The following is a 12,912-nucleotide window of genomic DNA, read 5'->3' on the forward strand; positions in this document are numbered from 1 at the left end:
AAAACCCTATGCGTATGGACAAGTTGACCAGCCGCTTTCAGCAGGCGCTGGCAGAAGCACAATCCCTGGCGGTTGGCCGCGATCACCCGGCGATCGAACCCGCGCACGTACTGCTCGCCCTGCTCGATCAGGACGGCGGCAGTGCGGCGCCGCTATTGCAGAATGCAGGGGCGAATACCGACCTGCTGCGTAGCAAGCTCGGCGCGCAGATCGAGGCCCTGCCGCGCCTGGGCGCGGCAACCGGCGAAGTCGGCGTATCGGCCGATCTCGGTCGCCTGCTCAACCTGACCGACAAGCTGGCACAGCAGCGCAAGGAATCCTTCATTGCGTCTGAGCTGTTCATCCTCGCGGCCGCCGCCGACAAGAGCGCGGTCGGCGAAGCGTTGCGCGCGGCCGGCGTGCGCGCCGAACTGCTCGAGAAGGCGATCGATGCGGTCCGCGGCGGCCGCAAGGTCGACAGCGCGGGCGCCGAGGACCAGCGCCAGTCCCTGGAGAAATACACGATCGACCTGACGGCGCGTGCCGCCAGCGGCAAGCTCGATCCGGTCATCGGCCGCGACGAGGAAATCCGCCGCGTGATCCAGGTGCTGTCGCGCCGCACGAAGAACAATCCGGCGCTGATCGGCGAACCGGGCGTGGGTAAAACCGCGATCGTCGAAGGCCTCGCGCAGCGCATCGTCAACGGCGAGGTGCCGGAATCCCTCAAGGGCCGGCGCCTGCTGAGCCTCGATCTCGGCAGCCTGATCGCCGGCGCCAAGTTCCGCGGCGAATTCGAGGAGCGCCTCAAGGCCGTGCTCAGCGACCTCGCCCACCAGGAAGGCAATGTCATCCTGTTCATCGACGAGATCCATACGCTGGTCGGCGCCGGCAAGGCCGAAGGTGCGATGGATGCCGGCAACATGCTCAAGCCCGCGCTCGCGCGCGGCGAGCTGCACTGCGTGGGCGCGACGACGCTCGACGAGTACCGCAAGTACATCGAGAAAGATGCGGCGCTGGAGCGGCGCTTCCAGAAGGTGCTGGTCGGCGAGCCGTCCGTCGAGGACAGCATCGCGATCCTGCGCGGCCTCAAGGAGCGCTACGAAGTCCATCACGGCGTCGACATCACCGACGGCGCGCTGATCGCCGCGGCCAAGCTGTCGCATCGCTACATCACCGACCGCAATCTGCCGGACAAGGCGATCGACCTGGTCGACGAGGCCGCGTCGCGCATCCGCATCGAGATCGACTCGAAGCCGGAGGCGCTCGATCGCCTGCATCGGCGCCTGATCCAGCTCAAGATCGAGCGCGAGGCGCTGAAGAAGGAAAGCGACGAAGGTGCGAAGCGCTCGCTCGCCGAGCTGGAGAAGTCGATCAGCGCGCTGGAGCGCGAGTACGCCGATCTCGACGAGAAGTGGAAGGCCGAGAAGGCCTCGGTCACCGGCTCGGCCGGCGTCAAGGAAGAACTCGAACGCGCGCGGCAGGATTTCGAAGTCGCACTGCGCGCGGGTGACCATGCACGCGCCTCGCAGATCAAGTACGAGCTGATTCCGGATCTCGAGCGCAAGCTCGCCGTGGCCTCGACCGCGAACGAGGGCGCACCGAAGAAGTTCGAGCTGCTGCGCAACTCGGTCAGCGAAGACGAGATCGCCGAGGTCGTCGCGCGCTGGACCGGCATTCCGGTCTCCAAGCTGCTCGAAGGCGAGCGCGAGAAGCTGCTGCGCATGGAAGAGGCGCTGCACCAGCGCGTTGTGTCGCAGGACGAAGCGATCAGCGCCGTCTCGAACGCGATCCGCCGTTCACGCGCCGGCCTGTCCGACCCGAACCGGCCGATCGGCTCCTTCCTGTTCCTCGGCCCGACCGGCGTCGGCAAGACCGAGCTGTGCAAGGCGCTCGCCGGCTTCCTGTTCGACTCCGGCGACGCGATGGTGCGCATCGACATGTCCGAGTACGGCGAGCGCCACAGCGTCGCGCGCCTGATCGGCGCGCCGCCAGGCTATGTCGGCTTCGAATCGGGCGGCCAGCTGACCGAGGCGGTGCGCCGCCGGCCGTACTCGGTGATCCTGATGGACGAGGTCGAGAAGGCCCATCCGGAAGTCTTCAACGTGCTGCTGCAGGTGCTCGACGACGGCCGCCTGACCGATGGCCAGGGCCGCACAGTCGACTTCCGCAACACGGTCATCGTGATGACCTCCAACCTCGGCTCGAACTTGATCCAGGAAATGATGAGCGGCCATTCGCCGTCGGATTACGCGGCGATCAAGGAAGCCGTGATGGGCGTGGTCGGCTCGCATTTCCGGCCGGAGTTCATCAACCGCATCGACGAGTCGGTCGTGTTCCATCCGCTCGGTTCGGCGCAGATCCGCCAGATCGCCCGCATCCAGACGCAGACGCTGGTGCAGCGGCTGCGCGAGCGCGGCATCGAGCTGCTGCTGAGCGATGCGGCGCTGGACCAGATCGCGGCGATCGGTTTCGATCCGATCTACGGCGCGCGTCCGCTCAAGCGTGCGGTGCAGGCGCAGATCGAGAATCCGCTGGCGCGGATGATCCTCGACGGCCAGTTCGCCAATGGCGACCGGGTGAGCGTGGAGCTGGTGGATGGCCAGCTGGCCTTCAAGCGCATCGCCTGACGCGCGCGTGCCCGCTTCGAGTAGCCCGGGTGCAACCCAGGTTCAGCGGGGCCGCGTGCCAGCCGGCATGCCAGGCGGTATGATGATAACGATTCTTGTCTTCCATACCGCCGATGCTCATGCGCCTAGTCGATCTGCCGCCAGACACCCCCGCAGTCATCCTTGATGTGGAGGACGTGACGGCGCCTGATCCAGTGTCGGTGCGCCTGCGGGAACTGGGCTTTGTCGCCGACGAGCCGGTGCGCATCCTGGCCGCCGGCCCCTTCGGCCGCGATCCGCTGCTGATCCAGATCGGCTACACGCGCTTCGCGCTGCGCCGCGCCGAAGCCGCCCGCGTGCGCATCCGCACCGAGGCGACGGCATGAGCGCCGCGATGCTGAACATCGCCCTCGTTGGCAACCCAAACTGCGGCAAGACCGCGCTGTTCAACCGCCTGACCGGCAGCCGTCAGAAGGTCGCCAACTACGCCGGGGTCACCGTCGAGCGCAAGGAAGGCCGCTTCGTCACCGCCGGCGGCCGCCATGTGCGCGTGCTCGATCTGCCGGGCGCCTACAGCCTCGCCGCGACCAGCCCCGACGAAGCCGTCACCCGCGACGTCGTCACCGGCCAGCTCAGCGACGAGCAGCGCCCCGACCTGCTGGTCTGCGTCGTCGACGCGACCAACCTGCGCCTGCACCTGCGCTTCGTACTGGAACTGCGCGCGCTGGGCCTGCCGATGGTCATGGCGCTGAATCTCAGCGATGCCGCCGCCAAGCGCGGCATCCGCATCGATGTCACCGCGCTGCAGGCCGCGCTCGGCATGCCGGTCGTCGAGACCGTCGCCATCCGCCGCAACGGCATCGCCGGCCTGATCGCCGCGCTCGACCAGCCGGTGCAGGCGCAGGCGGTGAACACCGCGAGCGCCGCCGACCTGCATCGCGAGGTCTCGCAACTGCTGCGCGCGGCGGTCAGCGTGCCGCAGCGCACCGCGAAGATCGACGACGCACTGGATCGCGTCTTCCTGCATCCGGTACTGGGCCTGGCCCTGCTCGCCGTCGTGATGTTCATGATCTTCCAGGCCGTGTTCAGCTGGGCCGGACCAGTCACCGATGCGATCGACGGCGGCTTCGGCGCGCTCGGCGAATGGCTCGCCGCACACATGCCGGACGGCGTGCTGCGCAGCCTGCTCGTCGACGGCCTGATCGCCGGTGTCGGCGGCGTGCTCGTGTTCCTGCCGCAGATCCTGATCCTGTTCCTGTTCATCCTGCTGCTCGAGGAATCCGGCTACCTGCCGCGCGCCGCGTTCCTGCTCGACCGCATGATGGTCGGCGCCGGCCTCACCGGCCGCGCCTTCATTCCGCTGCTGTCGAGCTTCGCCTGCGCGATCCCCGGCATCATGGCCGCACGCACGATCCAGGACCCGCGCGATCGCCTCGCGACGATCCTGATCGCGCCGCTGATGACCTGCTCGGCGCGCCTGCCGGTCTACGCGCTGCTGATTGCCGCGTTCATTCCCGACCAGAAAGTCGGCTGGTTCAATCTGCAGGGGCTGGTGCTGTTCTCGCTGTACGTCGCCGGCATCGTCAGCGCACTGCTCGTCGCCTACGTCATGAAGTGGCTGCAGCGCGATCTGTCGGAGCACGCACTGCTGATGGAACTGCCGTCCTACCGCATGCCCAATCCGATGGACATCGCGATCGGCCTGTGGGAGCGCGCACGCATCTTCATCCGCCGCGTCGGCACGATCATCCTGTCGCTGACCGTGATCCTGTGGTTCCTGTCGAGCTTCCCCGGCGCGCCGGCGGATGCGACCAGCCCGGCGATCGACTACAGCTTCGCGGGCATGCTCGGCCACTGGATCGAGCCGCTGTTCCGCCCGCTCGGCTTCAACTGGCAGATCTGCATCGCACTGATTCCGGCGATGGCGGCGCGCGAAGTCGCGGTCGCCGCGCTCGCCACGGTCTATGCGCTGTCCGGCGAAGGCGTCGAGTCCGCACTGGAGCCGCTGATCGCCGCGCAGTGGTCGCTGCCGACCGCGCTGTCGCTGCTGGTCTGGTTCATCTACGCGCCGCAATGCATCTCGACGCTGGCGGTCATCCGCCGCGAAACCCAGAGCTGGCGCACCGTCGGCATCGCCACCGGCTATCTGTTCGGCCTGGCCTATCTGGCCTCGCTGCTGACCTACCAGATCGCGAAGGCCTGGTAATGAACGCTTACGGCCTGCTGGAGCTGCTGATCGTCGGCCTCGTCGTCGGCATCAGCGCCTGGTCGGTGGTCCGGCCGTGGCTGCGCAAGCGCAAGACCGAAGCTGTGGCCGCGGGTTGCGGCAACAAGACCAGCAGCTGCGGCGGTTGCAGCGGCTGCGGCAATTCGACCTCGAAAGAGCAGCCGATCCGTTTTCACTCCTAGCGGCGGAAGCGGCGATAATCCGCACCCGCGGATCGCCTGATCCCTACTTAAGTCCCGCTGCGCCGGCTTGTCATGAACTCCGCCCCGACCCCGTTCCGCACCGACACTGCCGCTGTTGCGCTGGCGGTCGCGCGCCGCGCGAATGCCCATGCCGGACTGACGGTCGTGCTGGTCGCGAACGAGCAGCACGCCTACCGCCTAGAAGTCGAGCTGCGTTTCTTCCTGCCGCGCGAATTGCCGCTGCTGCACCTGCCCGACGCCGAGGTGCTGCCCTACGACCATTTTTCGCCGCATCAGGAAATCCTGTCGCAGCGCATGGCGGCCCTGCATCGTCTGCCCACCCTGCAGCGCGGTGTGCTGCTGACGACCGCGGATCAACTGATCCAGCGCCTACCGCCGCGCAGCTGGCTCGACAGCCGCGCCTTCCAGCTCGCCGTCGGCGACAAACTGCGCATCGGGCCGTTCCGCGAGCGTCTGGTCGCCGCCGGCTACCAATCCGTCTCCGAGGTCCAGGCGCAGGGCGAGTTCGCGGTGCGCGGCGCGCTGATCGACCTGTTCCCGATGGGCAGCGAATCGGCGTATCGCATCGATCTGTTCGACGACGACATCGAAACGATCCGCACCTTCGATCCGGACAATCAGCGCAGCCAGGACAAGGTGCGGGAAATCCGCCTGCTGCCGGCACGCGAGTTTCCGACCGACAAGGACGGCATCGAATCCTTCCGCCGCAATTACCGCGAAGTGTTCCCGGGCGATCCGGCGCGTTCGCGCATCTATCGCGACGTCACGAAGGCACTGATGCCGGCCGGCATCGAAAGCTGGCTGCCGCTGTTCTTCGGCCTCGGCGGCACGGCGACCCTCGCCGACTATCTGCCGGACGATGCACTGATCGTGTCGGTCGACGATCTGCAAGCCGCGCTGGACGAAGACTGGCGCCAGATCGAAGAACGCTACGAGCGTTACTGCGGCGATATCGAACGGCCGTTGCTGCGGCCGGAGCAGCTGTTCTGCAGACCGGCGCAGGCGCTGTCGACGATCTCGCATCTGCAGCGCGTGATGCTGGAATCGGAAGCCGGCGCCGGCATCGAAATCCTCGAACGCGGTGCCGAGCCGATCCGGGCCGCGCTCACTGCGCACCAGGACCGCGTGCTGTTCGTCGCCGAATCGCCGGGCCGCCGCGAAGCGCTGCTGGCCTGGCTCAAGCCGCTCGGCATCCTGCCGCGCGTCTACGAGAACTGGGCCGAGTTCGAGACCGACAGCAAGCGCTACGGCATCACGCTGGGCCCGATTCACGACAGCTTCCGGCGGCCCGCCGAAGCCCTGTCGCTGATCAGCGAAACCCAGGTGCTCGGCCTGCGTGCGCCGACGCAGCAGATCCGCCGCCGCGCGCGCGTACGCGATCCGGAAACCGTGCTGCGCGATCTGTCGTCGCTGGTCATTGGCTCGCCGGTCGTGCACATCGAACACGGCGTCGGCCGTTACATGGGCCTGCAACGCCTCGATGCCGGCGGCATCCAGGCCGAATACCTGCTGCTCGAGTACGCCGACCAGGGCAAGCTCTATGTGCCGGTCGCGTCGCTGAACCTGATCCACCGCTACACCGGCGGCGAAGCTGAGACGGCGCCGCTGCACAAGCTGGGTTCCGATCGCTGGTCGAAAGCACAGGCCGCCGCGCGCGAGCGGGCACACGATGTCGCCGCCGAGCTGCTGCAGATCCAGGCACGCCGCCTCGCCAAGCCGGGCCTGAGCCTCGAGTTCGACGAAGTCGACTACGCGCGCTTCTGCGAAGGCTTTGCGTTCACGCCGACGCCGGACCAGATCACCGCGATCGATGCCGTGCTCGCCGACCTGCGCAGCGAAAAGACCATGGACCGCGTGGTCTGCGGCGATGTCGGCTTCGGCAAGACCGAGGTCGCGCTGCGCGCCGCCTTCGTCGCCGCGCGCGCCGGCCGCCAGGTCTGCGTGCTGGCGCCGACGACCTTGCTGGTCGAGCAGCACGCGAAGAACTTCGCCGATCGTTTCGCCGGCTTCCCGATCCGCGTCGCCGCGCTGTCGCGCCTGCGCTCGACCAAGGAGCAGAACGCGATTCTCAAGCAGCTCAACGAGGGCAGCCTCGATGTCGTCATCGGCACGCATCGGCTGCTGCAGGACGATGCGACGTTCAAGAATCTCGGTCTGGTCATCGTCGACGAGGAACATCGTTTCGGTGTGCGCCACAAGGAGCGCATGAAGAACCTGCGCGCCGAAGTCGACATGCTGACGCTGACCGCGACGCCGATCCCGCGCACGCTGAACATGAGCCTCGCCGGTCTGCGCGAGCTGTCGATCATCGCGACACCGCCGCCGTCGCGGCTGGCGATCAAGACTTCGGTTTCGGAGTGGAACAACGCGCTGGTGCAGGAAGCCTGCCTGCGCGAGCTGCGCCGCGGCGGTCAGGTCTACATCCTGCACAACGAAGTCAGCAACATCGAAAGCTTCGCGCGCAACATCCAGGAGCTGGTGCCGGAAGGCATGGTGCGCCACGCACATGGCCAGATGCGCGAGCGCGAGCTGGAGCAGGTCATGCTCGACTTCTACCACCAGCGCTTCAACATCCTGGTCTGCACCACGATCATCGAGTCTGGCATCGACGTGCCGAGCGCGAACACGATCATCATCGATCGCGCCGACAAGCTCGGCCTCGCCCAGCTGCACCAGCTGCGCGGCCGCGTCGGCCGCAGCCATCATCGCGGCTACGCCTATCTGATGATTCCGAGCCGGCGCGCATTGAATGCGGATTCGGAAAAGCGTCTGGATGCGATCGAGACGCTCGGCGATCTCGGCTCCGGCTTTGCACTGGCGACACACGATCTGGAAATCCGCGGCGCCGGCGAGCTGCTCGGCGCCGAGCAATCCGGCCAGATTTCCGAAGTCGGCTTCACGATGTATGCGGATCTGCTGGCCCGCGCCGTCAAGGCGATCAAGACCGGCAAGCTCGACGACACGCCGTTCGGCGCCAGCGCCTGCGAGGTCGATCTCGGCAGCGCGGCGTTGATTCCGGACGATTACATTCCCGACGTCCACACGCGCCTGACGCTGTACAAGCGTCTGGCCGAAGCGTCGACCCCGGTGGAACTGCAGGAGCTGAAAGTCGAGATGATCGATCGCTTCGGCCTGTTGCCGCCGCCGGTCGAGCGCATGTTCGAGGCCGCCGAGCTGCGCACCGTCGCGCAGCAGATGGGCCTGACCCGGATTCGCGCCGGCAGCAAATCGGTGACGCTGGACTTCGGCGCGCAACCGAAGGTCAACACGCAGCGCCTGATCCGTCTGATCCAGCAGCAGCCGAAGACCTACAAGCTCGAAGGCCAGAGCCGCCTGCATTGCTACGGCGATTTCGAGGTCATCGAACGCCGCGCGGAGACTGCGGCGCAGCTGTTGGATACACTGCGGATCGTTGAAGCGCCGAAGGAACCCTCATGATGTCGATGCGCGCAAGCCTTGCCGCTGTTCTGCTCGCTCTGTGCAGCCTGCCTGCGCAGGCCGATACCTATCGCGTCGACCTGATCGTCTTCCAGAACCTGTATGCGTCCGCCGCTGGCGGACCGCCGCTGGCCAACCCCGCTGGCGATGCGATTGCATTGACGGATACCGCGCGCCTGAACGCCGCCGGCATCCGCATCCTGCCGGAGGGCGACTTCGCGCTGCAGGACCAATGGGCGCGGCTGCGCAGCTCGCAGCAGTTCCGCCCCCTGGCACGCCTGGCCTGGACCCAGGTCGATCCGCCGGCGGAGCGCGGCCCGAGCCTGCAGCTGCGTCAGGGCACCCCCTTCACGATCTTCGATCCGCAGGGCCAGACCAGCGTTCTGGCCACGCCGCTCGACGGCAGCGTCGCGCTGCGCCTGAGCCGCTTCCTGCATCTCGACGTCGATGCACAGCTCAGCGAACCGCGCGGCGGCGGCGCCGTCTCGTACCGCTTGAACGACCGCCGCCGCATGCGCCGCGACGAACTGCATCATCTCGACAGCCCGAAGCTCGGCGTGCTGGCCAAGGTCACGCGCGTCGACTCCCCAGGCTAAGCGGAGATACCCATGCACCCGCTACGACTGTCCAAAATTCTCCTGGTGGCCGCGATCGCGCTACTGGCTGCCTGCGCCTCGGCGCCGCCGCCGACCACCAAGGCGCCGGCAACACCCTACCCACCTGAAGCCTGCATGCAGGCGATCAAGAACGTCGAGCACCTCAAGCTCAGCCGCACCAAGGAAGGTGATGGCGATCAGCTGTCGAAGGTCATTCGCATCGGCCGCTCGCTGAGCAAGCTCAGCGACTGGTCGGACCGCGCCGACGGCTGGTCGGTATCGACGCTGATGATGACGTCCAGCGGTGCACAGTCGCTGTCAGCGCAGCTCAGCGAACTCGCGCTGCCGCGCGGCGTGCAGGTCTGGCTGTGTTCGACGGATGGCCGCGTCCGTCATGGTCCCTATCGGGCCGACGACGGTGCGTCGGTGTGGACGCCGGTCGTGCCCGGCGACACCGCGATGCTGCAGGTGTGGTCGCCCAGCAACGCGCGGCTGGCGATCAAGGGCAAGCTCGAAAGCGTCCAGGGCGGGTATCGCTGATCCAGTCGGGCGCGCCGCTCAGGCGGGCACGCTGATCAGCTGCGTCAATATCCTGCGCACCTTGCCCATGCCGCGCTCGATCGACTGTTCGATCTGCGCATGTACGTCCGACAGGCCCTGCACGCCGACCGCCCAGTTCACCGACACCGCGAGGCTCGCATAAGGCAGGCCGAGTTCCGCAGCCAGCGCGGCTTCCGGCATGCCGGTCATGCCGATCATGTCGGCGCCGTCGCGCTGCAGGCGGCGGACCTCGGCGGGGCTTTCGAGGCGCGGCCCCTGCGTCACCGCCATCACCCCCGCGCCGGCGATCTGTACGCCAGCCGCAGCAGCGGCGTCCTGCAACTGCTTTCGCAAGGCCGGTGCATACGGATGCCCGAACTCGACGTGCTGCAGCGCACTGCCGTGACGGCCGTCCGAGTAGCTGTGATCGCGGCCCCAGGTGTAGTCGAGCACGTCGTCCGGAATCGCCACTTCGCCCGGCGCGAACCATGACGCAATGCCGCCGACCGCAGCCACCGCAACGATCGCGCTGACCCCGGCGGCCTGCAGAGCCGCGATGTTCGCCCGGTAATTGATCGCATGCGGCGGCAGCTTGTGGCCTTCGCCGTGACGGGCCAGAAACACCGCCTCGGCGCCGCCGACCTTGCCGTAGACCAGCGGCGCACTCGGCATGCCGTAAGGCGTCTGCACGCTCTTGCTGCCGGTGATGGCCAGATCGGCCCACTGATTCAAGCCGGTACCGCCGATGATGGCGATGAGAGTGCCCAAAGGTTTCTCCGAATTGCAGAAGCTGAGCAGCCGCGGCTGCCTACATTCCCTTGACGGCGTAGATCGCCGGCAGCTGGCGCCAGTATTCCTTGTAGTCCATGCCGCAACCGAAAACATAGCGGTCTTCGAGTTGCAGGCCGATGAATTCGGCGTGCGCGCCGGCGGCGCGACGATCATGCAGCTTCTCGGCCAGCACGGCGACGCGCAGCGAAGCCGGCGCCATGGCGTCCAGCGCGGTGCGGATCGCCACCAGCGTATGGCCTTCGTCGAGGATGTCGTCGATGACGAGCACATGGCGCCCCTGCAGGCGCTGCGCGTCCGGCTCGCGCTTCCACACCAGGCCGCCGCCGCTGGTCTGGCTGCGGTAACGCGTGGCATGCAGGTAATCGAGCTCAAAGGCGAAACCGAGGCGCTCTGTGATCGCCGCGGTCGCATGCAGCCCGCCGGTCATCACGCACAGCAGCAGCGGATTGAGGCCTGCGTAAACGCGCTCGATGTCAGCCGCGAGCCGTGCGTAGGCGCGCTGCACGGCGGCGGCGTCATGCAGGCAGTCCGCGTTCTTGAGAACCGCATCGACTTCGGCAGCCAGCGTACTCATCGTCGCTCCGCGCAGACTCAGACCGGGCGCCGATACAGGCGCTTGATGCGATCGGAAGCGGCCTTGCTCGGCTTCAGCGCCTTGAGGCCGTCGAGCAGTGCAATGACGGCGGGACGATCGTTGCACACCGGCAGCATGTCGCAGCCGGCGGCCAGCGCCATGCGCGCACGCTCTTCCATAGTGCCGACAACGGCGGCGCCGCCCATCGACAGATCGTCGCAGAAGATCGCGCCCTTGAACTTGAGCTCCTTGCGCAGTACGCCGCGGATCCACTTGCGCGACAGCGAGGCCGGCGTTTCGTCGACCGTCGTGTAACGCACGTGCGCCATCATGATCGACTCGATGCCGTCGGCGATCAGTTCCTCGAAGGGCTTGAGGTCGAGCGCGCGCAGATCGGCTTCGGAACGACGATCGATCGGCAGTTCGACATGCGAGTCGGCGCGCACGGCGCCGTGACCCGGAAAATGCTTGCCGGTGGCGGCCATGCCCACCGAGTTGAGGCCGGCGCGGAAAGCGCGCGCGAGTTCGATGATGATCTCGCTGCGATCCGACAGTGCACGGTCGCCGATGATGGTGCTGACGCCATAGTCGAGATCGAGCACCGGCGCGAAACAGAGGTCGATGCCGAAGGCCGAAATCTCCTGCGCAATCGTGCGGCCGTGCAACTCGGCATCGGCCAGCGCCGTCGCGGCGTCCTCGAGGTAGCGACCGCCGAGCGTGCGCATGGCCGGCACGCGCGAGAAGCCGACGCGGAAGCGCTGCACGCGACCGCCCTCGTGATCGACCGCGAGCAGCAGGCGCGGATCGCGCAGCTGGAGGATGTCGCTGCACAGGGCCTGCAGCTGTTCGTGATCGCGATAGTTGCGCGTGAACAGGATGACGCCGCCAACCAGCGGATGCGCGAGGATTTCGCGGTCTTCCGCCGTCAGCTCCTGACCGCCGACATCGACCATCAGCGGTCCCAGCGGTGCGGCACTGCCCTTGCTCGTGGAGTTCACTCGTGAATCTCGACTTCTGTGTACGGAGGAATCAGCTCAAAAAGATCGAGCACATCGGCATTGCTCATGCGGATGCACCCTTTCGACTGCGGCGTGCCCAGCGCATCGGCGTAGGGCGTGCCGTGGATGTAGACGTAACGGCGAAACGTATCGACACAACCCAGACGATTGCGGCCGATCTCGCAACCCGACAACCAGAGGATGCGGGTCAGGATCCAATCGCGATCGGGATGGCGTTCCTGCAAGGCAGGACTCCAGACTTCACCGGTCCAGCGACGGCCTTTCAGCACCGCGGCCGCCGGCAGATCGGCGCCTATTTTCGCACGGACGATATGACGTCCGCGCGGCGTGCAACCGGAACCCTGGATTTCGCCGGGCCCGTTGGCCGCCGACGAGATCGGCAACTCTCGGATCAACTGCCCTTCGTGACGTACCCGCAGGCACTGGGCCTGCAGGTCTATGTCAATTTGCATGATTGCGCTCGACTTCCGACCACTGCCGGTAAGGATGCTGCGACAGGCTGTGGTTGTAGTAGCGCCGTTCGTCGGTAATTTCCCGACCCAGCCAGTCCGGCCGCTCAAACGCCTGGTCGGCCGACTTCAGCTCCAGCTCGGCAACGATCAGTCCCGCGTTGTCGCCGCTGAATTCGTCGATCTCCCAGACCAGATCGCCTTGCTCCACGTAGTGGCGGGTCTTCTCGACGCGACCGACGCATAGCGTCGCGAGGATTTCAGCGGCTTCGCCGGCATCGATCGCGTACTCGAACTCCGCGCGCGCGCTGCCGACGACCGCGGCCTTGATGTTCAGATTGGCGCGCTCGCCTTCCAGCCGAACGCGCACCGAGGCCTTGCCGGCTTCCCGGCTCAGATAACCCTGACGCATCTCGACGCTGCGCTGCACCTCGCGGCGCCAGGTGTCGCCGCGCAGCAGGAACTTGCGTTCGATCTCCAGGCCCATGG

Annotated in this window: 12 protein-coding genes; 7 read left to right on the forward strand and 5 right to left on the reverse strand. The window is 66.9% G+C overall.

Going from position 1 to position 12,912, the window contains the following annotated elements:
• Window positions 1–8: 8 nt before the first annotated feature.
• The 7 genes from clpB (at window position 9) to AC3WUF_RS09975 (ending at window position 9,589) form a co-directional block, all read left to right on the forward strand.
• On the forward strand, window positions 9–2,606 hold the full coding sequence (gene clpB / locus AC3WUF_RS09945; RefSeq protein ID WP_492424997.1) for an ATP-dependent chaperone ClpB: 2,598 nt from the start codon (window positions 9–11) through the stop codon (window positions 2,604–2,606).
• Between the two features lie 119 nt (window positions 2,607–2,725).
• The gene (locus tag AC3WUF_RS09950) at window positions 2,726–2,971 is read left to right on the forward strand and encodes a FeoA family protein (protein WP_492425610.1); all 246 of its coding nucleotides are present in this window, start codon (window positions 2,726–2,728) and stop codon (window positions 2,969–2,971) included.
• Window positions 2,968–4,791, forward strand: coding sequence for a ferrous iron transport protein B (gene feoB, locus AC3WUF_RS09955; RefSeq protein WP_492424999.1), 1,824 nt, complete (start codon window positions 2,968–2,970; stop codon window positions 4,789–4,791). Before AC3WUF_RS09950 ends, feoB begins: the two co-directional genes overlap by 4 nt.
• Window positions 4,791–4,994, forward strand: a complete 204-nt coding sequence (locus AC3WUF_RS09960) for a hypothetical protein (protein WP_492425001.1) — start codon at window positions 4,791–4,793, stop codon at window positions 4,992–4,994. Before feoB ends, AC3WUF_RS09960 begins: the two co-directional genes overlap by 1 nt.
• A gap of 72 nt (window positions 4,995–5,066) precedes the next feature.
• Window positions 5,067–8,453, forward strand: a complete 3,387-nt coding sequence (gene mfd / locus AC3WUF_RS09965) for a transcription-repair coupling factor (protein WP_492425003.1) — start codon at window positions 5,067–5,069, stop codon at window positions 8,451–8,453.
• Window positions 8,453–9,049: a CsiV family protein gene (locus AC3WUF_RS09970; RefSeq protein WP_492425005.1), complete on the forward strand. Its 597-nt coding sequence runs from the start codon at window positions 8,453–8,455 to the stop codon at window positions 9,047–9,049. Before mfd ends, AC3WUF_RS09970 begins: the two co-directional genes overlap by 1 nt.
• 12 nt (window positions 9,050–9,061) lie before the next feature.
• Complete coding sequence (locus AC3WUF_RS09975; protein WP_492425007.1) at window positions 9,062–9,589, forward strand: hypothetical protein; 528 nt, start codon at window positions 9,062–9,064, stop codon at window positions 9,587–9,589.
• Window positions 9,590–9,607: 18 nt separating this feature from the next.
• On the opposite strand, the gene AC3WUF_RS09980 is transcribed toward AC3WUF_RS09975, so the two are convergent.
• Genes AC3WUF_RS09980 through AC3WUF_RS10000 form a run of 5 tightly spaced genes read right to left on the reverse strand, consistent with a single transcriptional unit; the run spans window position 9,608 to window position 12,910 of the window.
• Window positions 9,608–10,357 (reverse strand): S-methyl-5'-thioinosine phosphorylase, encoded by a 750-nt coding sequence (locus AC3WUF_RS09980; protein ID WP_492425009.1) that lies wholly within the window; start codon window positions 10,355–10,357, stop codon window positions 9,608–9,610.
• Between the two features lie 40 nt (window positions 10,358–10,397).
• Window positions 10,398–10,955, reverse strand: coding sequence for a hypoxanthine-guanine phosphoribosyltransferase (locus AC3WUF_RS09985; RefSeq protein WP_492425011.1), 558 nt, complete (start codon window positions 10,953–10,955; stop codon window positions 10,398–10,400).
• Window positions 10,956–10,972: 17 nt separating this feature from the next.
• Window positions 10,973–11,953 (reverse strand): beta-N-acetylhexosaminidase, encoded by a 981-nt coding sequence (gene nagZ / locus AC3WUF_RS09990; protein WP_492425013.1) that lies wholly within the window; start codon window positions 11,951–11,953, stop codon window positions 10,973–10,975.
• Window positions 11,950–12,426 carry a L,D-transpeptidase family protein gene (locus AC3WUF_RS09995; protein WP_492425015.1) on the reverse strand — a complete coding sequence of 159 codons (477 nt, stop codon included), beginning with the start codon at window positions 12,424–12,426 and terminating at the stop codon, window positions 11,950–11,952. Before AC3WUF_RS09995 ends, nagZ begins: the two co-directional genes overlap by 4 nt.
• Window positions 12,416–12,910 (reverse strand): CYTH domain-containing protein, encoded by a 495-nt coding sequence (locus AC3WUF_RS10000; protein WP_492425017.1) that lies wholly within the window; start codon window positions 12,908–12,910, stop codon window positions 12,416–12,418. Before AC3WUF_RS10000 ends, AC3WUF_RS09995 begins: the two co-directional genes overlap by 11 nt.
• Window positions 12,911–12,912: the final 2 nt, after the last annotated feature.

Source organism: Fontimonas sp. FW305-C-3, assembly GCF_058783185.1.

Coding starts and splice junctions, on each gene's coding strand:
- AC3WUF_RS10000 (WP_492425017.1), bottom strand. CDS start 12,910: ATGGGCCTGGAGATCGAACGCAAGTTCCTGCTGCGCGGCGACACCTGG.
- AC3WUF_RS09960 (WP_492425001.1), top strand. CDS start 4,791: ATGAACGCTTACGGCCTGCTGGAGCTGCTGATCGTCGGCCTCGTCGTC.
- AC3WUF_RS09970 (WP_492425005.1), top strand. CDS start 8,453: ATGTCGATGCGCGCAAGCCTTGCCGCTGTTCTGCTCGCTCTGTGCAGC.
- AC3WUF_RS09975 (WP_492425007.1), top strand. CDS start 9,062: ATGCACCCGCTACGACTGTCCAAAATTCTCCTGGTGGCCGCGATCGCG.
- feoB (WP_492424999.1), top strand. CDS start 2,968: ATGAGCGCCGCGATGCTGAACATCGCCCTCGTTGGCAACCCAAACTGC.
- mfd (WP_492425003.1), top strand. CDS start 5,067: ATGAACTCCGCCCCGACCCCGTTCCGCACCGACACTGCCGCTGTTGCG.
- AC3WUF_RS09950 (WP_492425610.1), top strand. CDS start 2,726: ATGCGCCTAGTCGATCTGCCGCCAGACACCCCCGCAGTCATCCTTGAT.
- clpB (WP_492424997.1), top strand. CDS start 9: ATGCGTATGGACAAGTTGACCAGCCGCTTTCAGCAGGCGCTGGCAGAA.
- AC3WUF_RS09985 (WP_492425011.1), bottom strand. CDS start 10,955: ATGAGTACGCTGGCTGCCGAAGTCGATGCGGTTCTCAAGAACGCGGAC.
- AC3WUF_RS09995 (WP_492425015.1), bottom strand. CDS start 12,426: ATGCAAATTGACATAGACCTGCAGGCCCAGTGCCTGCGGGTACGTCAC.